General features: G+C 72.5%; 23 protein-coding genes and 1 pseudogene. 12 read left to right on the forward strand and 12 right to left on the reverse strand.

Going from position 1 to position 24,445, the window contains the following annotated elements:
• From ACLZN2_RS23080 to ACLZN2_RS23100, 5 genes are read right to left on the reverse strand one after another with little or no spacing between them, the layout of a single operon-like run.
• Entirely contained in the window at positions 1-1,263 is a 1,263-nt protein-coding gene (locus ACLZN2_RS23080; RefSeq protein ID WP_416980892.1) for an MFS transporter, read from the reverse strand.
• Entirely contained in the window at positions 1,247-2,305 is a 1,059-nt protein-coding gene (locus ACLZN2_RS23085; RefSeq protein ID WP_416980893.1) for a mandelate racemase/muconate lactonizing enzyme family protein, read from the reverse strand. The genes ACLZN2_RS23080 and ACLZN2_RS23085 overlap by 17 nt, the downstream gene beginning before the upstream one ends.
• Positions 2,302-3,411 carry a PLP-dependent cysteine synthase family protein gene (locus ACLZN2_RS23090; protein ID WP_416980894.1) on the reverse strand — a complete coding sequence of 370 codons (1,110 nt, stop codon included), beginning with the start codon at positions 3,409-3,411 and terminating at the stop codon, positions 2,302-2,304. The genes ACLZN2_RS23085 and ACLZN2_RS23090 overlap by 4 nt, the downstream gene beginning before the upstream one ends.
• Entirely contained in the window at positions 3,408-4,271 is an 864-nt protein-coding gene (locus ACLZN2_RS23095) for a Rossmann-like domain-containing protein (RefSeq protein WP_416980895.1), read from the reverse strand. The genes ACLZN2_RS23090 and ACLZN2_RS23095 overlap by 4 nt, the downstream gene beginning before the upstream one ends.
• Entirely contained in the window at positions 4,268-5,524 is a 1,257-nt protein-coding gene (locus ACLZN2_RS23100) for an ATP-grasp domain-containing protein (protein ID WP_416980896.1), read from the reverse strand. The genes ACLZN2_RS23095 and ACLZN2_RS23100 overlap by 4 nt, the downstream gene beginning before the upstream one ends.
• Positions 5,525-5,742: 218 nt before the next feature.
• Between ACLZN2_RS23100 and ACLZN2_RS23105 the strand changes: the two are divergent.
• Together ACLZN2_RS23105 and ACLZN2_RS23110 are read left to right on the forward strand one after the other, a co-directional pair.
• Positions 5,743-6,638 (forward strand): annotated as a pseudogene (locus ACLZN2_RS23105) (IS256 family transposase); the annotation flags it as partial.
• Between the two features lie 98 nt (positions 6,639-6,736).
• Positions 6,737-7,039 carry a type II toxin-antitoxin system Phd/YefM family antitoxin gene (locus ACLZN2_RS23110; RefSeq protein ID WP_416980897.1) on the forward strand — a complete coding sequence of 101 codons (303 nt, stop codon included), beginning with the start codon at positions 6,737-6,739 and terminating at the stop codon, positions 7,037-7,039.
• 60 nt (positions 7,040-7,099) lie between these two features.
• Here the strand turns inward: ACLZN2_RS23110 and ACLZN2_RS23115 are convergent, their stop codons facing one another.
• On the reverse strand, positions 7,100-8,089 hold the full coding sequence (locus ACLZN2_RS23115) for an ABC transporter permease (RefSeq protein ID WP_416980898.1): 990 nt from the start codon (positions 8,087-8,089) through the stop codon (positions 7,100-7,102).
• Positions 8,090-8,218: 129 nt separating this feature from the next.
• Here ACLZN2_RS23115 and ACLZN2_RS23120 point away from each other — a divergent pair, with 129 nt between their 5' ends.
• The 8 genes from ACLZN2_RS23120 (at position 8,219) to ACLZN2_RS23155 (ending at position 15,436) form a co-directional block, all read left to right on the forward strand.
• A complete protein-coding gene (locus tag ACLZN2_RS23120; protein ID WP_416980899.1) occupies positions 8,219-8,872 on the forward strand; it encodes a TetR/AcrR family transcriptional regulator in 654 nt (217 codons plus the stop codon).
• Positions 8,873-8,983: 111 nt separating this feature from the next.
• Positions 8,984-9,286 (forward strand): urease subunit gamma, encoded by a 303-nt coding sequence (locus ACLZN2_RS23125; protein WP_037782101.1) that lies wholly within the window; start codon positions 8,984-8,986, stop codon positions 9,284-9,286.
• A gap of 14 nt (positions 9,287-9,300) precedes the next feature.
• Complete coding sequence (locus ACLZN2_RS23130; RefSeq protein ID WP_416980900.1) at positions 9,301-9,612, forward strand: urease subunit beta; 312 nt, start codon at positions 9,301-9,303, stop codon at positions 9,610-9,612.
• Positions 9,605-11,326 carry an urease subunit alpha gene (locus tag ACLZN2_RS23135; RefSeq protein WP_416980901.1) on the forward strand — a complete coding sequence of 574 codons (1,722 nt, stop codon included), beginning with the start codon at positions 9,605-9,607 and terminating at the stop codon, positions 11,324-11,326. Before ACLZN2_RS23130 ends, ACLZN2_RS23135 begins: the two co-directional genes overlap by 8 nt.
• Before the next feature lie 13 nt (positions 11,327-11,339).
• The gene (locus ACLZN2_RS23140) at positions 11,340-12,014 is read left to right on the forward strand and encodes an urease accessory protein UreF (protein ID WP_416980902.1); all 675 of its coding nucleotides are present in this window, start codon (positions 11,340-11,342) and stop codon (positions 12,012-12,014) included.
• A gap of 251 nt (positions 12,015-12,265) precedes the next feature.
• Positions 12,266-12,943: an urease accessory protein UreG gene (ureG, locus tag ACLZN2_RS23145; RefSeq protein WP_416980903.1), complete on the forward strand. Its 678-nt coding sequence runs from the start codon at positions 12,266-12,268 to the stop codon at positions 12,941-12,943.
• A gap of 1 nt (position 12,944) precedes the next feature.
• The gene (locus tag ACLZN2_RS23150) at positions 12,945-13,703 is read left to right on the forward strand and encodes an urease accessory protein UreD (protein WP_416980904.1); all 759 of its coding nucleotides are present in this window, start codon (positions 12,945-12,947) and stop codon (positions 13,701-13,703) included.
• Positions 13,704-13,837: 134 nt separating this feature from the next.
• Positions 13,838-15,436: an alpha/beta hydrolase gene (locus ACLZN2_RS23155; RefSeq protein ID WP_416980905.1), complete on the forward strand. Its 1,599-nt coding sequence runs from the start codon at positions 13,838-13,840 to the stop codon at positions 15,434-15,436.
• Positions 15,437-15,519: 83 nt separating this feature from the next.
• On the opposite strand, the gene ACLZN2_RS23160 is transcribed toward ACLZN2_RS23155, so the two are convergent.
• From ACLZN2_RS23160 to ACLZN2_RS23185, 6 genes are all read right to left on the reverse strand, one after another.
• Positions 15,520-16,242 (reverse strand): lysophospholipid acyltransferase family protein, encoded by a 723-nt coding sequence (locus tag ACLZN2_RS23160; protein ID WP_416980906.1) that lies wholly within the window; start codon positions 16,240-16,242, stop codon positions 15,520-15,522.
• A gap of 106 nt (positions 16,243-16,348) precedes the next feature.
• Positions 16,349-17,608, reverse strand: coding sequence for a PP2C family protein-serine/threonine phosphatase (locus ACLZN2_RS23165; RefSeq protein ID WP_416980907.1), 1,260 nt, complete (start codon positions 17,606-17,608; stop codon positions 16,349-16,351).
• Positions 17,609-17,694: 86 nt separating this feature from the next.
• Positions 17,695-20,475 (reverse strand): SpoIIE family protein phosphatase, encoded by a 2,781-nt coding sequence (locus ACLZN2_RS23170; protein ID WP_416980908.1) that lies wholly within the window; start codon positions 20,473-20,475, stop codon positions 17,695-17,697.
• Positions 20,476-20,587: 112 nt separating this feature from the next.
• Positions 20,588-21,832: an ornithine--oxo-acid transaminase gene (gene rocD, locus ACLZN2_RS23175; protein ID WP_416980909.1), complete on the reverse strand. Its 1,245-nt coding sequence runs from the start codon at positions 21,830-21,832 to the stop codon at positions 20,588-20,590.
• Positions 21,829-22,662 carry a dimethylargininase gene (gene ddaH / locus ACLZN2_RS23180; RefSeq protein ID WP_416980910.1) on the reverse strand — a complete coding sequence of 278 codons (834 nt, stop codon included), beginning with the start codon at positions 22,660-22,662 and terminating at the stop codon, positions 21,829-21,831. The genes rocD and ddaH overlap by 4 nt, the downstream gene beginning before the upstream one ends.
• A 103-nt stretch (positions 22,663-22,765) precedes the next feature.
• The gene (locus ACLZN2_RS23185) at positions 22,766-23,251 is read right to left on the reverse strand and encodes an Lrp/AsnC family transcriptional regulator (protein WP_416980911.1); all 486 of its coding nucleotides are present in this window, start codon (positions 23,249-23,251) and stop codon (positions 22,766-22,768) included.
• Between the two features lie 78 nt (positions 23,252-23,329).
• Between ACLZN2_RS23185 and ACLZN2_RS23190 the strand changes: the two genes are divergently transcribed.
• Complete coding sequence (locus ACLZN2_RS23190; protein WP_416980912.1) at positions 23,330-24,079, forward strand: LytR/AlgR family response regulator transcription factor; 750 nt, start codon at positions 23,330-23,332, stop codon at positions 24,077-24,079.
• A gap of 2 nt (positions 24,080-24,081) precedes the next feature.
• Entirely contained in the window at positions 24,082-24,441 is a 360-nt protein-coding gene (locus ACLZN2_RS23195; RefSeq protein WP_416980913.1) for a hypothetical protein, read from the forward strand.
• The last annotated feature ends 4 nt before the right edge of the window (positions 24,442-24,445 follow it).

Below are 24,445 nucleotides of genomic sequence, written 5' to 3' on the forward strand. Positions count from 1 at the left end.
TCAGGCCGTTGCCGGTACGGCGGGCTTCGACGGCGTCGGCAGCGATCCGAGCCGGTGCAGCCAGGCCACGCCCAGCGCGGAGGCGAGCCCGAACACGGCGCAGCACGCCCACGGCAGCCAGTCGGCGTCGCCCCGCTCCCCGGTGTCCATGGCCCAGCCGACGACCGTGTTGCCCAGGGCAGCGGCTATGCCGGAGACCACGTAGAAGATGCCGAAGTAGGTGCCGGTCAGTTCCGACCGGCCGAAGCCAGGGATCAGCTCCATCACGAACGGCTGGGCGACCATCACCCCGAGGTAAAGCAGCAGGGCGCCGACCAGGACAGGCAGGGCGCGCAGCGCCGCGTCGACCGCGCCGTCCGGGCCGCCGGAGCCGGCCGCCACCACGGCGGGCGGCAGGAACGCCAGTGCCATGAGACCCAGGCCCGTAGCGATCCAACGCGCCCGGTCCCCGCGCTCCTTGAGGGCACGGGTGATGCGCAGTTGCAGCGCAAGGTTGGCGAGGGTGCCGACGACGAAGATGAGCCCGGCGGCGCCGTTCCAGCCGGTGGCCTGCCGGGCGCCGTCGGGCAGGAGCAGGTACAGCTGGTTCTCCAGGGTGAACATGCCGGCCATGGCGAGCGCGAAGGCGAGGAAGGCCCTGTTGCCCAGGACCTCGCGCCAGTCCGCGAGGACCGTCCCCTTGCTCGGCTCGACATCCCGGACCGGCAGCACAAGGGCCTGCGCGACGGCGAGGACAGCGAAGATCCCGGCGGCGGTCAGAGCGGACGTGCGGAAGTCCACGAACAGCAGCGTGCTGCCCAGCAGTGGCCCGACCAGAGCGCCGGTGGTGGCGAACACATTGAATAGAGCGAACGCCTCGGCCCTGCCTTCGGTGGCCTCCTGGGCGATGTAGGTGCGCACGGCGGGGTTGAACAGCGCCCCGGCGAGCCCGCTGAGGGCGGACGCGGCGAGCAGCACGGACAGGTTGTCGCCGAGCGCGAACAGGGCGAACCCGACGGTGCGCAGGGCGCATCCGGCGATGATGACACCGCGTGCGCCGAGCCGGTCGGAGGCTGAGCCGCCGATGATGAACAGCCCCTGCTGGCTGAGGTTGCGCACGCCGAGCACGATGCCGACGACCGCCGCCGACATGCCCAGGTTGCCGGTGAGGTGGGTCGCGAGGTAGGGGATGAGCAGGTAGAAGCCGGTGTTGACGCCGAGCTGGTTGACCAGCAGGAGCTGGACCGCGAGTGGGAAGCGGCGCATCTCACGCCACGTCTTCATACGCCCCCACCTCCTGAACTCCCAGGCCGGGACGGTCACTTGCACGTACGACGCCGTTCTCGCCGCCGATGCCGGTCCACGGGTCGTGGGCGAGCAGCAGATGTCCGTCGAGGTCGGCCCAGCGGACCCGGTCGGCGAGGTGGACGGCGGGCGCGAGGCCGAGGCTGCTGGCGGTCAGGCACCCCAGCATCAGTTCCGTGCCACTGCCGTCGATCAACTCGGCGATGCGCAGGGCCGCGTGCACTCCGCCGCACTTGGCGAGTTTGACGTTGACGCCCTGGACGCGGCCGGCCAGGCGGCGCACGTCCTCCAGGTCGACAGCGTCCTCGTCGGCGATGACCGGGAGCGGTGAGCGTTCGGCCAGCGCGCCGAGCGCTTTCGGGTCGCCGGGCGCGACGGGCTGCTCGACGGCCTCGACGCCGAGGTCGGCGAACCGGTGCAGCAGCGCCTCGGCCTGCGCCACCGTCCAGGCGCCGTTGGGGTCGAGCAGGAGCCGGACCCGGGGCGCCGCGTCGCGGATGACGCGGACGCGCTCCACGTCGTCCTCCGGGTCAGGGGTTCCCGCCTTGACCTTGATGACCTCGAAGCCGCTCGTCGCGAGACAGCGGGCCTGTGTCGCCGCGTGGGCGAGGGAGGTGATGCCGATGGTGCGGGCGATGGCCGCGACCGGAGATGCGGCGGTACCGAGCAGCTGGTGGACGGGGCTGTTCGCGCGCTTGCCGACGAGGTCGAGCAGCGCGGCCTCAGCGGCGGCGGTCACGGCCGGGGGAGTGCCCTTGCCGGCCAACTCGCCCGTCCGCAGGGCCTCAAGGGCGCTTTCGGGGGCGGGGAAGCGGGCGAGTTCCGTACCGACGGCGGTGAGGAGCCGTTCCAGGGTCTCGGCGTCGAGCCCGTAGTAGACGCTGGTGACGGCCTCACCATGGCCGGTGACGTCGTCGTGCTCGACGGCCAGCCACACGGCGTCACGGGCGGACATGGTCGAGCGGGAGATGCGCAGCGGCTCGGCGAGATCGAGGCGTACGGTGCGCAGGCTGGCCTTCACGGGGTCCTTTCCGGGTGAGGTACGGCCTGGGGTGTGGCCTTCAGCGGGTCGGTGACGCGGGTGCAGCGCACCCAGCCGGTGGCCTCCGCCGCGCCGGGGTGCGGGATCTCGACGGGCCGGGTGGCCGCTTCGGTCGGGTCGAGGCCGTGGGCGGTGGCGAAGTCGTCGTCGTAGACCGTGCCGAGGTAGCGGTGCGGGCCGTCGGGGAAGACGGTGGCGACGACCGCGCCGGGGTGGACCCGGGCGGCCCAGGCGGCGACGCGGGCGGCGGCGCCGGTGCTCCAGCCGCCGCTGACGAAGCTGCCGCGGGCCAGACGGCGGCAGCTGTCCACGGCCTCGGCCGGGCCGACCCAGTGGACCTCGTCGAAGGCGTCGTAGGCGACGTTGCGCGGGTGGATGCTGCTGCCCAGGCCGCGCATCAGCCTCGGCCGTGCGGGCTGGCCGAAGATGGTGGAGCCGGTCGAGTCGACGCCGATCAGCCGCAGCGCGGGCCAGCGTCGCCGTAGAGGGCCGATGATCCCCGCGCTGTGTCCGCCGGTGCCGACGCTGCACACCAGGATGTCAAGGTGCTCCAGCCGGTCGATGAGTTCGGCGGCGAGGGAGGCGTAACCGGCGCTGTTGTCGGGGTTGTTGTACTGGTCCGGCCAGTACGCGCCGGGCAGGACGGCGAGCAGGTCCCGCAGCCGGCCCAGCCGCGCCGCCTGCCAGCCGCCCCGGGCCGCCGGGCGGTCCACGATCTCCAGCCGTACACCATGGGCGCGCAGCAGCTGCCGCATGGCCGGTTCCAGTTCACTGTCGCCGACCAGCACGACGGGATGGCCGAGGGCCTGGCCCGCGAAGGCGAGCCCGATGCCAAGGGTGCCCGAGGTGGACTCCACCACCGGTGCGCCGGGCGGCAGTTCGCCCCGTTCACGGGCGCCCAGCAGCATCGACACGGCGGCCCGCGCCTTCATGCCGCCCGCCGCGAGCCCTTCGAGCTTGGCCCAGAAGCCGGGGTGCGGGCCCGGCAGGTCGGACGTGATGCGGACCAGGGGTGTGCGGCCAAGGAGGGTGAGCAGTTCGGGACGTTCCGGGCGGGTGAGGGGGCGTACGGCCGCCGTGGTCATCGTCCGCCCTCAGGAGAGGGGCCGCCGTAGCGGTGCAGGGTGCCGGGACCGCCGTCGAGCCAGAAGAAGGGGTACGGCTCGGCGCACACCGCGCTCACCCCGTGGCCGAGGAAGCGGGGCAGTACGGCGCTGCCGGTCTGGGCGAACATCACCAGTTGCTTGCCGTGCGCCAGCGCGTGCTGGCGGAGCGGCTCGAAGGTGCCGTTGCCCAGCGTCATCCCGGATACCAGCAGGGCGTCGCAGCGCCCGGTCTCGGCAGGCGCGTCGGTGACGACCGCCTGACCCCACTCGGTCAGCCCGCCCTTGAGGTCACAGGGCACGTAGTCCAGCTCACGCGAACGGAGCTCCTCCAGCAGTGAGTTGACCACCCCCACCACCAGCACGGTCGCACCCGCCGGCAGATCGAGCAGCGCGACGACGGCCTTCGCCCGGGCCCGGGACTTCTCCAGCGACGTCCCGGCGGGCAGCGGCACGGGCCGCGCCCCGTTCTGCGGAGTGTGCGGAGCGACGTGCATCAGATAGGCGTCCAGCGCGGCCACCCGCACCGGCGGCAGCGGATGCTCCAGCAGGTGAGCCACGCTCGCGCCCACACACTCCTCGACCGCACGGTCGGGCAGCGCCCCGGGCTCGACCGCGCACGAGCCGACGGCCCCGCCCAGACGCAGGCTGAGCACCTCGTTGCGGTAGCCGGTGCCGCGCCCGTCGTGCCGTACCGCCTGCCGAGTGGTGAAAGCCACCGCGATCCGCTGCGTGGCCGGATCCGGACCCAGCTCTCCAGCGCGGACGCGCGCCACGAGCTCGTCGTGCGACGCGTACGTCTCGAACGTCGTCGTGCGGGCCATGCCTGTGACGGCGGTCATCGGACCACCAGCCCGGAGCGCAGCTCACCGAGCAGAGCCTCGACACGGCCGCGGGCGCCCAGCCCCTCGGTGTCACCCGCCATGACATGCCCTAGGTATTCGTTGTTGCTGCCCGCCGCTTTCACGAGCTTGCCGGGCTTGGCGAGCTGCACCTCCAGCACGCCCGGCGCGTGATGGAGTTCGCCACCGCCCAGCTGGTGGAGCGTGCCCGAGATCTCCGGCACGAGGAAGCCGATGGCGGCGCTGCGCAGCCCGGTGTCGCCGCCCCGCAGATCGGGCTCGCGGCCGAGGGACACCTCGACGAAGGCCGCAGCCAGGTCGATCCCGGTCACGTGGCGGACCAGCTCGGTGATGCGGTTCCCGGCGGGCCGCGGGTTGACCTCGACCACGCGTGGACCGGCGGACGTCAGCTTGATCTCGGTGTGCGCCACCACGCCGTCGGTCAGGCCGAGGGCCTTGAGCGCGGCGAGGGCGGTCTGCTCGGCGGCCTCGGTGTCGGCGGCCCGCAGGGCGGCCGGGAACATGTGGCCGGTCTCGATGAACGCGGGCGCGCCGCCGATGCTCTTGTCGGTCACGCCCACCACGTGGACCGCGTCGGCGTGCGACACCGTCTCGACGCTCACCTCTGGGCCGTCCAGCAGTTCCTCCAGCAGGACGGCGGGCTCCCGCCGCTGCCCGCGGGCGTTGACCGAGAAATCGGCCAGTACTCGTACGGCGGCGGCGAGTTGCTCCTCGTCGTCCACGCGCCGCACGTACATGCCCGCGCACAGGTCGACCGGCTTGACGACCAGCGGGTAGCCGATCTCCCGCGCCGCCCGGGCGATGTCGGCCCACTCCTCGTGCACGGCGAAGCGCGGCCCGGGTACCCCGGCGTCGGCGAGGACACGGCGGGTGGAGTCCTTGCGGCAGGCGGCCTCCACGGCCTGCGGGGTGGAGCCCGGCAGATCCAGATGCCTGGCGATCCGGGCCACGGTCGGCAGGTAGTAGTCGCAGGAAGTGATCACGCCGTCGAAGCGCAGCACGTCGTGCAGCCTCTCGATCTCCGGCAGCAGGGCGTCTGTGTCGTTGGTGTCGGCGGTGATCACGTTGCGGGCGCCGAGCAGTGGGTGTGCCACCCCTTCGGGGGCCGAGCGGAGGTAGTGGTGCAGGTCGCGGGTGAGGAACGTGAACTCGTGGCCGCCCTCCCGGATCGCCCGTGGCAGCAGTCTGCTCATCGACCCGACCCAGCTCTCGACCATCAGCAGATGAGCCATAACTCCCCTTTTCGTACCGGCGGTTCAGACGTCAGGGCAGCCCGGAGAACCCTCGGGCGGGAGGGGCCGGGCTTTGCGCTCCGCACACGCTAGCGATAATCATTTTCATTTACTAGCCCCTTGTCGAAGCCGTCGGGAGCCAGAGACTTGCCTCATCCAGCACGCTGCCGTGCGCCTCGCCGCCGCGGCGAGCCCTTTCGTCCGCCACCCCGCCGGTGATGGCGTCCCTTGACGTGACGTGGTGTAGCCGATCGGCGGACGGGCTCGAACTCGTCCGGAATGCGGCCGAGCGGATGCTCCAGGAGCTGATCCAGGCCGAGGCCGAGGCCACGGCCCGGATCGGCGCCGAGTGGAACGAGCACACCGACACGCGCACCGCGCTTCGTAACGGCCACCGCGACAAGACGCTCAGCACTCAGGCCGGCGACCTGGAACTCACCATCCCCAAACTCCGCGCCGGCACCTTCTTCCCCAGCCTCCTGGAACGCCGGCGCCGCGTCGACCAGGCCCTCTACGCCGTCATCATCGAGGCATACGTTCATGGCGTCTCCACCCGCAGCGTCGACGACCTGGTCAAAGCCCTCGGTTCGGACACCGGCATCTCCAGAGCGAGGTCTCCCGGATCTGCGGCGACCTCGACGAAAGCCTCACCGCCTTCCGCAACCGCCCCCTGGACCACACCCGCTTCCCTTACGTCTACCTCGACGCCACCTATCTCAAGGCCCGCGTCGACCGCCAGATCGCCTCCCGCGCCGTCGTCGTCGCCACCGGCGTCACCGAGGACGGCGGCCGCGAAGTCCTCGGCCTCATGGCCGGCGACAGCGAGAACGAGACCTTCTGGACCACCTTCCTGCGTGACCTGCGCAAACGCGGCCCCAACGGGGTCCGCCTCGTCATCTCCGACCAGCACCTCGGCCTGGTCGCCGCCATCGGCAAGGTCATGATCGGAGCCGCACACCAGCGCTGCCGCGTTCATTTCGTCCGCAACGTCTTCTCGGTGATCCCGAAGCAGCACGCCGAGATGGCCGCTACGACCATCCGCACGATCTTCGCCCAGCCCGACGCCATCTCGGTCCGCGCCCAGCTCGACACTGTCGCCGACGCGTTCGGCAAGCATCTTGTGTGAGACGACAGCCGAAAGACATCTGACCTGGCCTTTTCCCGCCCTCCCTGGAACTGATGGACGTCACGGACGACCCGTAAGCTGGGGTCATGGCCTACGAGATTCCGGTGACGCAAGCCAGGGCTGAACTCGCCGACCTGATCAACCGGGTGGTGTACGGCGGTGAGCGCGTCGTCGTGACGCGGCACGGCAAGCCCCTCGTCGCCCTGGTCTCCGCCGCCGACCTGGAGCGACTCGACGAGCTGGACCGGCCCGTGGAGGAGCAGGTGATCAGCTCGGTCGCCTCCGTGCGCGAGGTCGGTTCCGCTCCCCGCGAACGGCAGCGGTTCGGCATCGCGGCGGAACACCGGGGCGGGACCGCGGCCGAACACCGGGGGTCGAACCCGTCGTAGACACGGCGAAGGCCGCACGCCACCGGGGTGCACGGCCTTCGAGGGGGCGGAGGGGGCCGGTCAGGCGACGAGCGCGGGCTCGCGCTGCTCGGCGGCCGGTCCGGCCGGGGTCGTCCGAGCCTTCAGCTGGGCGCCCAGCAGTACCGCACCGAGGCCGAAGACGGCCCACCACACCAGGGTGAGGGCGGGAGCGGTCGCCGCCGCGCCGTCGAAGAACGACACCGAGCGCAGCAGCGTCGTGCCCGCGCCCGGCGGCAGCCACTGGCCGATCGTCCCGACCGGCTCGGGCAGCATCCTCGGGGCCGAGGCGGCGCCGGAGAACGGATTGCCGAGGAACATCACCAGGAACGACACGACGCCGACGCCCGCCGGGCCGATCAGCGCGGCGCAGCCGGCCACCGCCGCGGCCACCGCGAGCGTCGACAGGCCGAGCACCGAGGCCTCCGCCCACCAGTCGCCGGTGAGCACGCCCAGCCAGCTGTCCGCCAGCCCCGCCGCGACCAGGCCGACCAGGGCGGCCACGCCGACCAGCGCGAGCACCGCGCGGAAGCCGCGCAGTCCGAGGAACGTGACCACCGCGCCCGCGACGATCCCGGCCAGCGCCAGCGGCAGCACACTCGCGTTCAGGGCCGCGCCGCGCGGGTCGGTGGACGGGGCCGGTACGACGTCCACCGTCGTCACCTGGGTGCCCTCGGTGGCGGCCTGCCGGGCCACCGCCTGCTGGAGCAGCTGGGCCACCACCGGGCTCGCGGCCGAGGCGGTCAGCAGCGTGGGCCCCTGCGCGGTGACGACCACCGCGCCGTATACGGTCCGGTCCTCGACGGCGTCGCGGGCGGCGGCCTCGTCCCGGTAGCGGTGGATCTCGAAGGCTCCCTCGTGCGCGGAGAGCTGCTTCTCCATCTGGGCCGTGGCGGCGGCCGGGCCCGCCACGCCGAGCGGCAGGTCGCGGGGCGCCGTGCGGGCGGCGGGCCAGGCGAAGGCCCACAGTGCGACGGCGGCGAGCGTCGGGACGAGCAGGACGACGGCGATCAGGCGCCGGGTGGCGGACATGGTTTCCCCCTGGGGATGCGGGATGCGGGATGCGGCCTAAAAAAGAAGGATCGTTCGTTTTTCTGTGGTCCCACCGTGCGGCGTCGGCCTTCGCTTGTCAAGAAGGAATGTTCGTTTTACTTTTGCGGCATGGCACGCGTATCCCAGGCCCACCTCGACGCCCGCCGCCGGCAGATCCTCGACGGCGCCGCGGTCTGCTTCGCCCGCAACGGCTTTCACGCCACGTCCATGCAGGACGTGCTGAAGGAGGTCGACCTGTCGGCCGGGGCGGTGTACCGCTACTTCAGCGGCAAGGAGGAGCTCATCGCCGCGATCGTCTCCGAGGTGCTCGGTCAGGTCCGCGCCTCCTTCGAGGAGGCGGCAAGGCTCGACCCGCCGCCGCCCCCGGACGTCCTGGTCGGCGAGGTGCTCGGCCGCACCCTGGCCGCCCGGGAGTCCCTGACCGTCGACGGCAGGCCCGCCTTCCCCCGGCTGGTCATCCAGGTCTGGACGGAGACGCTGCGCAACGAGGAGCTCGCGGCCGTCCTGCGCGAGGGCTACGGCTCGGTGCGCGCGGCCTGGGCGCGGATCGTCGAGGCGTACCAGGCCGCCGGGACGATGCGCGCGGACGTCGACCCGGACCATGTGGCCCGCACGATGATCGCGTCCGTGCTGGGCTTCATCGCCCAGCAGTCACTGTTCGGACCGGTGCCGGTGGAGGTGCTCGGCGACGGGCTGCGGGCGCTGATGAGCGTGCCGGAGCCGGGGCCGGACGTCCGAGAGCCTGTGTCACGGCTCGGTTAACTTGCTCGAAATGCTCTCCAACTAGCCTGCCCCTCCACGCCACCAGGGCTTTTCCTCGTGGCTGCGGCAACCGGGCCCCGCACGGCCCGGAGCGAGGATGTGAGGTGGGACGTGCAACTGACCCCGCACGAGCAGGAGAGGCTGCTGATCCATGTCGCGGCCGACGTCGCCGAGAAACGCCGGGCCCGCGGACTGAGGCTCAACCACCCCGAGGCCGTCGCCCTCATCACCTCGCACATCCTCGAGGGCGCGCGTGACGGACGGACGGTCGCCGAGCTGATGGCCTCCGGACGCAAGCTGCTCACCCGGGACGACGTCATGGAGGGCATCCCCGAGATGATCCACGACGTCCAGGTCGAGGCCACCTTCCCCGACGGCACCAAGCTCGTCACCGTCCACGACCCGATCGTCTGACGGGGGAGGCCGCCATGATTCCCGGAGAGATCCTCTTCGCCGAGGACCCGATCGTCTGCAACGAGGGCCGTGAGATCACCCGGCTCACCGTACTCAACGCCGCCGACCGGCCCGTCCAGGTCGGCTCCCACTACCACTTCGCCGAGGCCAACCCCGGCCTGGACTTCGACCGCGCCGCCGCCCGCGGCAAGCGGCTGAACGTCGCCGCCGGCACCGCCGTGCGCTTCGAGCCCGGCATCCCCGCCGAGGTGGAACTCGTCCCGCTCGCGGGTGCCAGGGTGGTGCCCGGACTGCGCGGGGAGACCGGAGGTGCCCTCGATGCCTGAGATCTCGCGTGCCGCGTACGCCGACCTGTTCGGCCCGACCACCGGGGACCGCATCCGTCTCGCCGACACCGATCTGCTGATCGAGATCGAGGAGGACCGCTCCGGCGGCCCCGGTCTCGCCGGGGACGAGGCAGTCTTCGGCGGTGGCAAGGTCATCCGGGAGTCCATGGGCCAGTCGCGTGCTACGCGCGCAGACGGTACCCCGGACACCGTCATCAGCGGTGCCGTGGTCGTCGACCACTGGGGGATCGTCAAGGCCGACGTCGGCATCCGCGACGGCCGGATCACGGCGCTCGGCAAGGCGGGCAACCCCGACACCATGGACGGCGTCCACCCCGACCTGGTGCTCGGCCCCGAGACCGAGGTCATCGCGGGCAACGGACGCATCCTGACGGCCGGCGCGGTCGACGCACACGTCCACTTCATCTGCCCGCAGATCGCCGACGAGGCGCTGTCGGCGGGCGTGACCACCCTCGTCGGCGGCGGCACCGGCCCCGCCGAGGGCTCCAAGGCCACCACGGTGACCCCGGGCCCCTGGCACCTCGCCCGCATGCTGGAGGCGATGGAGCAGTACCCGCTCAACATCGGCTTCCTCGGCAAGGGCAACACCGTCTCGCAGGAGGCGATGCTCTCCCAGATCCGGGGCGGCGCGCTGGGCCTGAAGCTGCACGAGGACTGGGGTTCGACGCCCGCCGTCATCGACGCCTCCCTGACCGTCGCGGAGCGCACCGGCATCCAGGTCGCCATCCACACGGACACCCTGAACGAGGCCGGGTTCGTGGGCGACACGCTCGCCGCGATCGCCGGTCGGGGCATCCACGCCTACCACACCGAGGGTGCGGGCGGCGGGCACGCGCCGGACATCATGACGGTCGTCTCCGAGCCGCACGTCCTGCCCAGCTCGACCAACCCGACCCGCCCGTACACCGTGAACACCGCCGAGGAACACCTCGACATGCTCATGGTGTGCCACCACCTCAACCCGGCGGTCCCCGAAGACCTCGCCTTCGCCGAGTCCCGCATCCGGCCGTCCACCATCGGCGCGGAGGACATACTCCACGACCTCGGCGCCATCTCGATCATCTCCTCCGACGCCCAGGCCATGGGCCGCGTCGGCGAGGTGATCCTGCGGACCTGGCAGACGGCCCATGTGATGAAGCGGCGGCGGGGCGCGCTGCCGGGCGACGGCCGCGCCGACAACCATCGCGTACGGCGCTATGTCGCCAAGTACACGATCAACCCGGCCCTCGCGCAGGGACTGGCCAACGAGATCGGCTCCGTCGAGACGGGCAAGCTCGCCGACCTCGTCCTGTGGGAGCCGGCGTTCTTCGGTGTCAAACCGCACCTCGTGATCAAGGGGGGCCAGATCGCCTACGCCCAGATGGGTGATGCGAACGCGTCCATCCCGACCCCGCAGCCGATCCTGCCGCGTCCGATGTACGGGGCGATCGGCCGGGCCCCGGCCGCCAACTCGTTCAACTTCGTGGCACCGCTCGCGATCGAGGACGGGCTGCCGGAGCGGCTGCAGCTGGGCAAGCGGTTCGTCGCGATCGAGTCCACGCGTTCGGTGACCAAGGCGGACATGCGGGAGAACGACGCCCGGCCGCATGTCCAGGTCGACCCCGACAGCTTCGCCGTGCACATCGACGGCGAGCTGGTCGAGGCGACCCCGGCGGCCGAGCTGCCCATGGCCCAGCGCTACTTCCTGTTCTGATGGGCGGTATCTGATGGGCAGGGCAGCGCTGCTCGTCCTGGCCGACGGCCGCTTCCCCGCCGGAGGGCACGCGCACTCCGGCGGGGCGGAGGAGGCCGTCAAGGCGGGGCGGATCACCGGCGCGGCGAGCCTGGAGGCATTCTGCCGGGGCCGGCTGCACACGGCCGGTCTCGTCGCGGCCGCCCTCGCCGCCGCCGCGGCCGCCGGGGCGGACCCGGCCGAGCTGGACGCGGCGGCGGACGCCCGCACCCCCTCCCCGGCGCTGCGGCTTGCCGCGCGGAAGCTGGGGCGCCAGCTGATGCGGGCCGCCCGCGTGACCTGGCCGAGCTCCGAACTGGACGCCCTGGCCCGGGAGTTCCCCAAGGGGGCCCACCAGAGCGTGGTGCTGGGACTGACGGCGCGGGCGGCCGGTCTCGGTGCCGAGGACGCGGCGTACTGTGCGGCGTACGAGAGCGTGAGCGGGCCGGCGACGGCCGTGGTACGGCTGCTGAGTCTCGACCCGTTCGAGGCGACGGCGGTGCTGGCCCGGCTGGCGGCGGAGCTGGACCGGGTCGTCGACCGGGCGGCGGTCGCCGGGGCCGCCGTACGGACCGCCGGCGTCGACGCGCTGCCGGCGGCGTCGGCGCCGCTGCTGGAGATCGGGGCGGAGGCGCATGCCGCGTGGCCGGTAAGACTGTTCGCCTCGTAGTTCAGCGCCCCCGCCGCCCCTACCCATTCCCATCCCCAGGGGCTCCGCCCCTTCGACCCCGCCAGGGGCTCCGCCCCTGCACCCCGGCGGGGCTCCGCCCCTGCACCCCGCCAGGGGCTCCGCCCCTGCACCCCGCCAGGGGCTCCGCCCCTGCACCCCGCCAGGGGCTCCGCCCCTGCACCCCGGCGGGGCTCCGCCCCTGCACCCCGGCGGGGCTTTGCCCCTGCACCCCTGAACAAGGAGCCGCTCCCATGCACCTCGACCACTCCCACCCCGGCCCCGCCGCCGTCAGCGCCGATGCCCGTCGGCCCGACGGTTCGCGGCGGGCGTTGCGGATCGGGCTCGGCGGGCCCGTCGGCTCGGGCAAGACCGCCACCGTCGCCGCGCTCTGCCGGGCCCTGCGCGACGAGTTGTCGCTCGCCGTCGTGACCAACGACATCTACACCCGTGAGGACGCCGAGTTCCTGCTGCGGGAGGCCGTGCTGCCGCCCGAGCGGATCACGGCCGTGGAGACCGGGGCCTGCCCGCACACCGCGATCCGGGACGACATCTCCGCCAACCTCGAAGCCGTGGAGGACCTGGAGGACGCCGTCGGACCGCTCGACCTCGTGTTCGTCGAGTCCGGCGGGGACAACCTCACCGCCACCTTCTCCAAGGGGCTCGTCGACGCGCAGATCTTCGTCATCGACGTCGCGGGCGGCGACGACATCCCGCGCAAGGGCGGCCCGGGCGTCACCACCGCCGACCTGCTCGTCGTCAACAAGACCGACCTCGCCCCGTACGTCGGCTCCGACCTCGCCCGGATGGCCGCCGACGCCAAGGCGCAGCGCGCCGAACTGCCGGTGGTGTTCCAGTCGCTCCGCGCCGAGACCGGTGTGGCGGACGTCGCCGCCTGGGTGCGGGCGCGGCTCGGCGCCTGGACGGCGTGACATGGGCGGAGTGCGTGCCGTCGCCCGGATCAGGGCGACGGCCGACGGGCGCGGGGGAACCGCCCTGCCCGTCCTGGAGAGCGACGGGCCGCTGGCGCTGCGACGCACCCGGGGCACCGGCGACGAGGCCCGGGTCGTGCTCGTGGGCGCGATGAGCGGACCCCTCGGCGGGGACCGCTTCGCGGTGGAGGCGGACGTGGAGAGCGGGGCCCGGCTGCGGGTGGGCTCGGCCGCGGCCACCATCGCGCTGCCCGGGCAGATCAAGGACGCCGCCCACTACGACGTACGGCTCGACGTCGCCGACGAGGGCGAACTCCACTGGCTGCCCGAGCCGTTGATCTCCGCGCGCGGCAGCGACCTGTACGTCACCACCCGCGCCGACCTCGCCCCCGGAGCCCGTCTGGTGCTGCGCGAGGAGCAGGTCCTCGGCCGGGTGGGGGAGGAGCCCGGGCGGCTCACCAGCCGGCTCGTCGTCCGCGTGGACGGCCGGGCCGTCCTCGACCAGGAACTGGCCTGCGGGCCCGGCGCACCCGGCGGCTGGGACGGCCCCGCCGTCCTGGCGGGACATCGAGCCGTCGGCCAACTCGTCATCGTACGACCGGAGTTCGCCGACGCCCCGGTGACCGCGCAAGTCCTCGGTGAGCATGCCACCCTGGTGCCGCTCGCCGGGCCCGCCGCTCTGGTGACCGCCGTCGCGCCGGACGGGCTGCGGCTGCGGCGGGTGCTGGACGAGGCCCTGACCGTTCCTCACCTCCGCTGAGCGGGGCTTTCCTCTCCGGTTATCGGATTGGCAAAGAAGGTCAACCAAACCTGTTCTCAGGTACCTCACAGCCGCAAGGATCCCCATACCGCCGTATCGCTGTACCGCCATAACAAGGTAGGGGAGAAGCCCACTTGAGGGACATACGACCGAACAGAAGGACCGCAGCGCTCGGTTCGGCCGGCGCGCTCGTCGCCGCCACGCTGATGGCGAGCGCGGTCGCGGCGCCGGTCGCGAACGCCGCCGGCGGCCGTTCGGGACAGGACAGGGAACAGCGGGGTGCGGCGATCGCCGCGGAGCGCGCCGCCAAGGCCGGTATCGACTGGCAGGACTGCCCGGCCGACTGGGGCCTGGAGAAGCCGATCCAGTGCGGCTGGGTCACCGTGCCGCTCGACTACGCCCGCCCGAACGGCAAGCAGATCAAGATCGCCGTCGACCGCATCGGCAACACGGGCACGAAGGAGGAGCGCCAGGGCGCGCTCGTCTACAACCCGGGCGGCCCCGGCGGCTCCGGCATGCGCTTCCCGCGCCGCGTCACGACCAAGAACGCGATCTGGGCCAACGCGGCCAAGGCCTACGACTTCGTCGGCTTCGACCCGCGCGGCGTCGGCCACTCGGCGCCCATCTCCTGCGCCGACCCGCAGGAGTTCGTCAAGGCGCCAAAGGCCGACCCGGTCCCGGACAACGAGGCCGACAAGCTCGCGCAGATCAAGCTCGCCCGTGAGTACGCCGACGGCTGCTACGAGCGCAGCGGCGAGATGCTGCCGTACATGACCACCCCGAACACCGTGCGCGACCTGGACGTCATCCGCGCCGCCCTCGGCGAGAAGAAGCTCAACTACCTGGGCGTCTCCTACGGCACCTACATCGGCGCCGTCTACGGCACCCTCTTCCCGGGCCACGTCCGCCGCATGGTCGTCGACAGCGTGGTCAACCCCTCCCGCGAGAAGATCTGGTACGAGGCCAACCTCGACCAGGACGTCGCGTTCGAGGGCCGCTGGAAGGACTGGCAGGACTGGGTCGCCGCCAACGACGCGACCTTCCACCTGGGCACCACCCGTGCCGCCGTCCAGGCCAAGTGGCTCGAACTGCGCGCCACCGCCAAGAAGAACCCCATCGGCGGTCTCGTCGGCCCGGCCGAGCTGACCTCCTTCTTCACGGGCGCCCCGTACTACGACTCCTCGTGGATCCCGGTGGCGACGGTCTTCAGCAAGTACTTCGCCGGGGACACCCAGGCCCTCGTCGACGCCGCCGCCCCGGACCTGACCGACACCGCCGGCAACATCACCGCGGAGAACGGCAACGCCGTCTACACGGCCGTCGAGTGCACCGACGCCAAGTGGCCCACCAGCTGGCGCAAGTGGAACGCCGACAACACCCGGCTCCACAAGGACTACCCCTTCCTGACCTGGGCCAACGCATGGATGAACCTGCCGTGCGCCTTCTGGTCGGTCAAGCAGCAGACCCCGGTGGAGGTCAAGACCCACAAGGGCCTGCCGGGTGTGCTGATCGTGCAGTCCGAGCGGGACGCGGCCACCCCGTACGAGGGTGCCGTCTCCCTGCACAAGCGGTTCAAGGGCTCCCGTCTGATCACCGAGAAGGGCGCCGGCTCCCACGGTGTGACGGGTCTCGTCAACTCCTGCGTCAACACCAGGGTGGACAGCTACCTGCTCACCGGCAAGCTCGACGCCGAGGACGTGACCTGCGCCCCGCACGCCACGCCGAAGCCGTAGCAACCGGCTGACAGCGAGGGGCGGCCGGAACAACTCCGGCCGCCCCTCCGCGCTGTGACATCCCGTCAGCTCATGGCTTTCCGTCAGCTGAGCGGTATCCGGGGGAACTTGCGCTGCTTCTCCGCCGTCGCGGCCTGCTGCGCCTTCACCACCGCCGCGTACTCGTCGACGTACTCCTGCTCGGACAGCTTCAGGATCGCGTACATGATCTCGTCGGTGATCGCGCGCAGGATCGCCTTCTCGTTCTCCATGCCGGCATAGCGGGAGAAGTCCAGCGGCTTGCCGAAGCGGATCACCACCGGGTGCAGGTTGGGGACGATCTTGCCGGGCGGCTGCGCCTCGAAGGTGCCGATCATCGCGCAGGGGATCACCGGCACCCCGGCCTTCAGGGCCATCACCGCGACCCCGACCTTGCCCTTGTACAGCCGCCCGTCGTGCGAACGAGTGCCCTCCGGATAGATACCCAGCAGCTCGTCCTTGCTCAGCACGCCGAGGCCCTCGCGGATCGCCGCCTGGCCCGCCTCCTTGCCCGAGCGGTCCACCGGGATCTGCCCCGCGCTGCGGAAGAAGTAGGCCGTGAGTCTGCCCTTGAGGCCGGGGCCGGTGAAGTACTCGGCCTTCGCGAGGAAGGTGATGCGCCGCTTGAGGACCGCGGGCATCAGGAAGTGGTCCGAGAACGACAGATGGTTGCCGGCGACGATCGCCGCCCCCGACTCCGGTACGTGCTCCAGGCCCTCGATGCGCGGGCGGAAGGCCAGCTTCAACAACGGGCCCAGCAAGACGTACTTGAGCACGTAGTAGAACAAGGGGTAGCTCCTCACTCCGGTGGATCCGCGACGGGCGGCCGCGGCTCCAGGTTCCTGCCGCCGGTGGCCGCACAGCAAGTCCGCGTCGGGCGTTGTCGTCGGTTCCTCACAGCCGTACGACGACCAGGGCCGTGTCGTCGGTCGCGCCGCCCGGGGGCAGCAGTTCGAGGAGGACGGAGTCGGCGAGGGTCTCCGGGTCGGCGTCCCGGTGCCGGGCGAGGGCCTCGGCGAGCCGGTTCAGGCCGGTGTCGATGTCCTCCTGCCGCCGCTCCACCAGCCCGTCCGTGTACAGGACGAGAGTGGCGCCCTGGTCGTAGGAGGCGCACTCCTGCGGCCTGGGCGTCGGGTTCGGGCGGGCGTCGAGCGGTGGGTCGGTGGCCCGGTCGAGGAACTCCACCCGGCCGCCGGGGTGGACGAGCGCGGGCGGGGGATGGCCGGCGCTGCTGTAGCTGATGGTCTGCCGGTCGAAGTCGATGAACGTGGTGACCGCGGTGGCCGATTCGGCGCCGTCCACGACATGCGCGTACCGCCCGAGCACATTGAGCGCCTCGGCGGGCCCCTCCGCGACCCGGGAGGCGGCACTGAGCGCGCTGCGCAGCTGGCCCATGACCCCGGCGGCCGCCAGACCGTGCCCCACGACGTCCCCCACCGACACGCCGATGCGGTCGCCGCCGACCAGGTCGACCAGGTCGTACCAGTCCCCGCAGACGTTCAGCGAGCCGACCGCCGGGCGGTAGCGCACCGCCGCCTGATGGTGGCCGACCTGCCGGTGGGCGGGCAGCATCGCCTCCTGCAGGGCGAGGGCCACCTCGCGCTCCCGGGCGTGCGCCTGCCGCAGCCGCTCGTTGACCTCCTGCAGCTCACGGGCGCGCGTGTACAGCTCGGCCTCCAGCACCCTGGTCCGGGTGCCGGGATCTCCGGCGCCCCGTGACCCTCGGGCCCGGATCAGCTCGGTGACCTCCTCGACGCGGTGCACGACGAGCACCACCGAGCCGTCGGGGCCGAACACCGGCGCGTTGACCGGGCTCCAGTAGCGTTCGTCCCACTCCCCGGGCCGCTCGGGGTCCTCGACGTCGTAGCGCTGCAGGGCCATCGCGTCACGCTCACCCGTGGCCAGCACCCGGTGCAGCGAGGCCTGCAGATTGCGGGCGCCCGTCGCGGCGGGGTCGTTGGGGTTGTCCGGGAACACGTCGAACAGCTGCCGGCCGATCATGTTCTCGCGTCTTCGGCCCGAGACACGCAGGAACTCCTCGTTGACGTCCGCGTACACCAGCTCGGGCGTCAACAGCGCCACCATGCCGGGCAGGGACTGGAACACCGCCGCGTAGTCGATCGCTGACGCGTGGTCGATCGGCGTGTCGTTCATGGCTCGCGCCCCATCTGCCGGTACTGCACCACATCCACCGGTTTGGGTAATTTTCGCATGCGGGGGACGCAGGGAGGACCGCGTGTTCACACGCCCGGGTCCGTGAGCGACTGCTCGGCCCAGATGATCTTTCCCTCGCCGAGGAAGCGGGTGCCCCAGCGTTCTGTGACCTGGGAGACCAGCAGCAGACCGCGGCCGCCCTCGTCCGTGGTGCGCGGATGGCGCAGATGCGGGGCGGTGGCGCCGCCGTCGAAGACCTCGCAGACCAGGGAGCGCTCACGGATCAGCCGCAGCCGGATCGGGCCGGTGGCGTACCGGATGGCGTTGGTGACCAGCTCGCTGACCACCAGCTCGGTCGTGAACGACAGCTCCGGCAGATCCCACTCCGCCAGTCGGCGGCTCGCGGTCTTGCGCGCCTCGGCGACCGCGGCCGGGTCGGCGGGCAGCTCCCAGTCGGCGACCCGGTCCGCGGGGAGGCGGCGGGTACGGGCCATCAGCAGGGCCACGTCGTCGTACGGACGGGCCGGGACGAGCGCGTCGATCACGCTCCGGCAGCGCACGTCCAGACTGGCCGCCCGCCGCTCCAGGGCCCGCCGCAGCCGGGTGCGATCGGTGTCCAGCGCCCACCCCTCGCCCTGCGCCAGCAGACCGTCGGTGTGCAGCGCGAGCGTGCTGCCCTCCGGCAGGGTCAGCTCCACCGACTCGAACGGCGGCCCGCCCGCGCCGAGCGCCGGCCCCTGCGGCAGGTCCACGAACGTGACCTCGCCGTCGGGCAGGACCACCGCCGGTGCGGGGTGCCCGGCGGCGGCCATCGCGCACCGGCCGTCGACGGGGTCGTATACGACGTACACGCATCCCGCCCCCTGCGCCTGGGTGCCCGCCTCCAGCCCCTCCTCGCGGGCCATGCGGGCGACCAGGTCGTCCAGGTGGGCGAGGACCTCCGCCGGCGGCAGGTCCAGGGCGGCCAGGGTGCGTACGGCGGTCCGTACGCGTCCCATGGCCGCGGCGGCGTCGATGCCGTGCCCGGGCACCTCGCCCACCACCAGCGCCACCCGCGCCGCCGACAGCGGGATCAGGTCGTACCAGTCGCCGCCGAGGCCGGTCAGCTCGTCGGCGGGCCGGTAACAGGCGGCCACCTCGACCGCGTCCTGCTCGGGCAGCCGGCGGGGGAGGAGATTGCGCTGCAGCACCAGCGCCGCCTCGCGCTCGCGCGTGTAGCGCCGGGCGTTGTCCACACAGACGGCGGCCCGCGAGACCAGGTCCTCGGCGAGCGCCAGATCATCGGCGTCGAAGGGCTCCCGCAGCCCGCGCCGGAGGAAGCTGGTGACGCCGAGGGTGGCGCCGCGGGCCCGCACGGGGACGATCAGCACACTGACCGGCTCGGCCGGGGTGGGGGCGGTTTCGGGGGTGGCGTGTGCGGGCGGTGCGGTGGCGGCCTCGGGGGCGGCGGGCGTGGGCCGTGCGGACGCTGGTCCGGGTCCGGGTCCGGGTCCGGGTCCGGGTTCGGGCGGCAGGGACGTGGCTTCGGGGGCGGCGGGCGTGGGCCGTGCGGACGCTGTTGCGGGCTCGGGTGGCAGGTGCGCGGCTTCGCAGGCGGTGGGTGCGGGCGGTGCCGGTGCCGTTCCCGGCGCGGAGGGCAGCCCCCGCAGCCACTCCTCGGCCGACGGGTCGAGGTGTTCGCCGCGCCAGGGGCGGCCGGTGAGGAGGCAGCGGACGGGGGGTGAGCCGGCGGGGTAGCTGACGGAGGGGCAGCGCACGGAGGGGGTGGCGTCGCCGGGCGGGGCGGTGGCGCCGGTGCCCTCGGAGGCGGGGGCCGACCCCGTCTCCCCGGTGTCTTCGGCGGCGTCGGCCGATTGTGCCGGGGCCGCGACTCTCAGTCCCGCCCGGTGCAGGGGGACCGGGGCGGCCGGGCCCGGCGTGGTCGGCTGGGCCGGGGTGGGTTCCGCGCCGGACGGGGCATGGGTGGGTTCCGCGCCGCGCAGGACCGGGGCCGGCAGGTCCACGGCGACCGCGTCGGCGAAACCGGGGACGGCCACGTCGGCCAGTTCCTGGGCGGTGCGGGCGATGTCCAGGCTGCTGCCGATGCTCCGGCCCGCCCGGTCCAGCAGGGCGAGCCGCTGCCGGGCGCGGTGGCGGTCGGTGATGTCGACGACCGTGTAGTAGACGCCCACCGGGTTGCCGTGGTCGTCGTCCAGCCGGATGAACGACAGCATGTGCGCCGTCTCCCGGTGCGGGGCGGCCCGTACGTGCCCGACGTGCTCGTAGCCGACCACCGTCTCGCCGTCGGCGAGCACCTGCCGCATCCGTGCCTCGGCCGCCTCGGCGTCCAGGCCCGGTTGTACGTCCCCGAGTCGCAGCCCCAGCCGCTGCCCGGGCCGGCCCCCGCCGAACCTGGCCAGCGCGTCGTTGGACCACACGAACCGCAGATCGGTGTCCACGATCGCGATGCCGATCGGGGAGCCGGACACCATCTGCTCCAGGACGGAGCGGCTCATCGTCCAGCCGGGGGCGTCCCCCATCTCGCTCAGCAGCACCAGTCGGCGGTCCGCCCCGCCGGGCTCGTCGGCGCAGGTGACACGGGCCATGACCGGCACCGGCCGGCCGTCCCCGCGCAGGGCGGACAGCAGCCCGCTCCAGCCGCCGTCCCGACGGCACCGTTCGAGGATCTCGGGCACCCGGCCGGCGTCCCCGTGGGTGAGCAGCCCGGCCAGGTCCCGGCCGACCGCCTCGGGCGCCGTGTACCCCAGCAGCCGCTCGGCGTCCCTGGTCCAACTCGTCACCACGCCCTGCCCGTCGAGCAGCAGGGGCGCGGCGTCCGCCACGTCGAACCGCCGCCGGGCAACGCCGTCCTCGTCGTGTGTGCCCACGGCCGACCTCTCTGTCGCTGAGAGTGGTCTACCACCTCCTGACCCAATCTTCACCCTGCCTGCACGACACCGCTCAGGCCCGCTCAGGCCCCCTCAGGCCGCTTGGCCCTCTTCAGGCGAGCACCCTCTCCAACGCCTCCAGCGCCGACCCCAGTTCCTCTCCCGTGATCGTCAGCGGCGGCGCCAGCCGAACGGTGGACCCGTGCGTGTCCTTGACCAGCACGCCCTCCCGCATCAGCCGCTCGCTCACCTCACGGCCGGTGCCGAGGGCCGGATCGATGTCGACACCCGCCCACAGACCCCGGGCCCGGAAACCGACGACCCCCTTGCCGACGAGAGCGGTCAGACCGTCCCTGAGGACACTCCCCAGGTCCGCCGCCCTCCGCTGGAACTCACCGGTCTCCAGCAGCTCCACCACCGCGGTGCCGACCGCCGCCGCCAGCGGATTGCCGCCGAACGTCGACCCGTGCTCGCCCGGCCGCAGCACCGACAGCACCTCGCGCCGGCCCACCACCGCCGACACCGGCACGATCCCACCGCCGAGCGCCTTGCCGAGCAGGACGACGTCGGGGACGACACCCTCGTGCTCCACGGCCAGCGTCCGGCCCGTGCGCCCCAGCCCGGACTGGATCTCGTCGGCGATGAACAGGCAGTTCGCGCGGTGGGTCAGCTCCCGCACCCCGGCCAGATAGCCGTCGTCCGGGATGATCACCCCCGCCTCGCCCTGGATCGGCTCGATCAGCACCGCGGCCGTGGTCTCGTCGACCGCCGCCTCCAGCGCCGCCAGGTCGTTGTACGGCACGATCCGGAAGCCCGGGGTGAAGGGGCCGAAGCCCGTCCGGGCCGTCTCGTCCGTCGAGAAGCTCACGATCGTCGTCGTACGGCCGTGGAAGTTCTCCGCCGCGACCACGATCGTCGCCCGGTCGGCGGGGACGCCCTTCACCTCGTACGCCCACTTGCGGGCCACCTTGATGCCGCTCTCCACCGCCTCCGCGCCGGTGTTCATCGGCAGCACCATGTCCAGGCCGGTCAACTCCGCGAGCCGCTCGGCGAATCCGGCGAGCCGGTCGTTGTGGAAGGCGCGCGAGGTCAGCGTGAGCCGGTCGAGCTGGCGGTGCGCCGCCTCGATCAACAGGGGGTGGCGGTGGCCGAAGTTGAGGGCCGAGTAACCGGCCAGCATGTCGAGGTAGCGGCGGCCCTCGACGTCCTCCACCCAGGTGCCCTCGGCGCGCGCGACGACCACGGGCAGCGGGTGGTAGTTGTGCGCGAGGACCGGCTCCTCGGCGCGGATCAGCTCGGCGGAGGAGCGCGCGGGGGCGGTCTCGGGAGAAGGCGCGGGGACGACGGGTGCGGTCATGGACGGATCTCCTGAGTGCAGCACTTGATGCCACCGCCGGCCTTCTGGAACTCCGAGAGGTCGACGGGGACGGGGACATAACCGCGCTCGGTCAGCCGGGCGGCGAGGGCCTCGGCCCGGGGCGCGATGAACACATGGCGGCCGTCGGAGACGGAGTTCAGGCCGAAGGCCATCGCGTCGTCGCGGGTGGCGAGCACCGCGTCCGGGTACAGCCGGGCGAGCACCTCGCGGCTGCCCGGCGAGAACGCCTCCGGGTAGTAGACGATGTTCTCCTCGGGCCCGTCGTCGAGCACGAACAGCGCCGTGTCCAGGTGGTAGAAGTGCGGGTCCACCAGGGTCAGGCTGATCACCGGATGGCCGAAGAACTCCTGCACCTCGCGGTGCGCCTCCCGGGTCGTACGGAACCCGGTGCCGGCGAGCACGTACCGGCCTGTCCACACCAGGTCGCCCTCGCCCTCGCAGACGTGCTCCGGGCGGTACACGTCGTAGCCGGCGGTCTTGAACCAGGAGTCGTAGTGCGCGGACTCGGGGCGCCGCTCGGGCGCGTGGAACAGCGAGCCGAACACCCGGCCGGCCACGACGACCGCGGAGTTCGCGGCGAAGACCATGTCCGGCAGGCCGGGGGCCGGCTCCACGGTGTCGACGGTGTGTCCGTGGGAGCGGTAGGCGCGGATCAGCGACTGCCACTGCTCCTGGGCGAGGTCCACGTCCACGGGGGTGTCGGGACGCATCCACGGGTTGATCGCGTACTGCACGGCGAAGTGTCTGGGTTCGCAGACGAGAAAGCGCCGGGCACTCGGCCTGCGGCCGGTGGTCACACTCTCGGGCATGTCCCAAAGGTAAGAAGCGACAGCGGAGCGCTACAAGAAACGAACATTGCGTGTTCGCGCACGATCGCTGCGCAATCATCCCTGCTCGCGCACGTTCCCTGCGTCATTCCGGGGCCGCGTGTGTGGCTCCCGCCTCCGGGCTCTCCGGAAGCAGATGCGACAGCACCATCACACTGATCGTCTTGCGGATGAACGGCTCCACCCGGATCCGCTCCAGCACCTCCTCGAAGTGCTCCACGTCCCGCGCCCGCACATGCAGCAGCGCGTCCGCCCCGCCCGTCACCGTCATCGCCGCGGTGATCTCCGGATGGTTGCGCACCACCTCCGCGAGCCGACGCGGCGGGGCCGCGCCCTCGCAGTACACCTCCACGTACGCCTCCGTGCGCCAGCCCAGCGCCGCCGGCTTCACCGTGGCCGTGAACCCCGTGATCACCCCGGTGTCCCGCAACCGGTCCACCCGGCGCTTGACCGCCGTCGCCGACAGGCCGACCGCCGACCCGATCTCCGCGAAACTGGTCCTGGCGTTCGCCATCAGAGCGGTGACGATCTTCCGGTCGAGCTCGTCGAAAGAGGCAGTGCCGCTGTTCATGCGGGCACTGTATCCAGCGAATACGTCCACACCCCGGCACATGTCCAGCCGCGCCGATCGCCCCTACACTCCACGTTCATGCTGCGCGCCCTCGCCGTCGACGACGAACGCCCCTCGCTCGAGGAACTGCTGTACCTGCTGAACGCCGATCCCCGCATCGGCAGCGTGGAGGGCGCCGGCGACGCGACCGAGGCGCTGCGCCGGATCAACCGGGCCCTGGAGTCCGGTCCGCACGGCCCGGAGGCCATCGACGTCGTCTTCCTCGACATCCAGATGCCCGGCCTCGACGGCCTGGACCTGGCCCGTCTCCTCACCGGGTTCGCCCGGCCGCCGGTGGTCGTGTTCGTCACCGCCCACGAGGACTTCGCCGTCCAGGCCTTCGACCTCAAGGCCGTCGACTACGTCCTCAAGCCGGTCCGCAAGGAACGCCTCGCCGAGGCCGTCCGCCGGGCCGCCGAACTGCGCGGCACCGCGCCCCGCATCCCCGTCCACGAGCCGGACCCCGACCACATACCCGTCGAGCTCGGCGGCGTGACCCGGTTCGTCGCCGTCGACGACATCACCCATGTCGAGGCCCACGGCGACTACGCCCGGCTGCACACCGACCGCGGCCACCACCTCGTCCGCATCCCCCTGTCCACCCTGGAGGACCGCTGGCGTGGCCGCGGCTTCGTCCGCATCCACCGCCGCCATCTCGTCGCCCTGCGCCACATAGGCGAACTCCGCCTCGACGCCGGCACGGTCAGCGTCCTCGTCGGCGGCGAGGAACTCCAGGTCAGCCGCCGCCACGCCCGCGAACTGCGGGACCTGCTGATGAGGAGGCCGTGACCATGCCGCAGGACCCCGTTGAACGACGCGTCGTCGTCACCGGCCCGCCCCGCCGCACCGGCCGCGCCTCCGGCTACTACCGCCCGCGCACCGAGATCGACGAGCAGACCACCCTCGGCCACACCTACGTCCGCTCCCTCATGCGCACCCAACTGCGCGCCGCCCTCGCGGTGTTCGCCGTCCTCGCCCTCCTCGTCGGCCCGCTGCCGCTGCTCTTCGCGGCGATGCCGGACGCCCACCGCCTGCAGTGGGCGGTCCTCGGCTTCTGCCTCTACCTCCCGCTCGTCCTGCTGGCCCGCTGGTACGTGCGCCGCGCCGAACGCAACGAACGCGACTTCGTGCGGCTGGTCGAAGACCGATAGGGGC

The sequence above is a fragment of the Streptomyces sp. T028 genome (assembly GCF_048159505.1).
GTDB lineage: Bacteria > Actinomycetota > Actinomycetes > Streptomycetales > Streptomycetaceae > Streptomyces.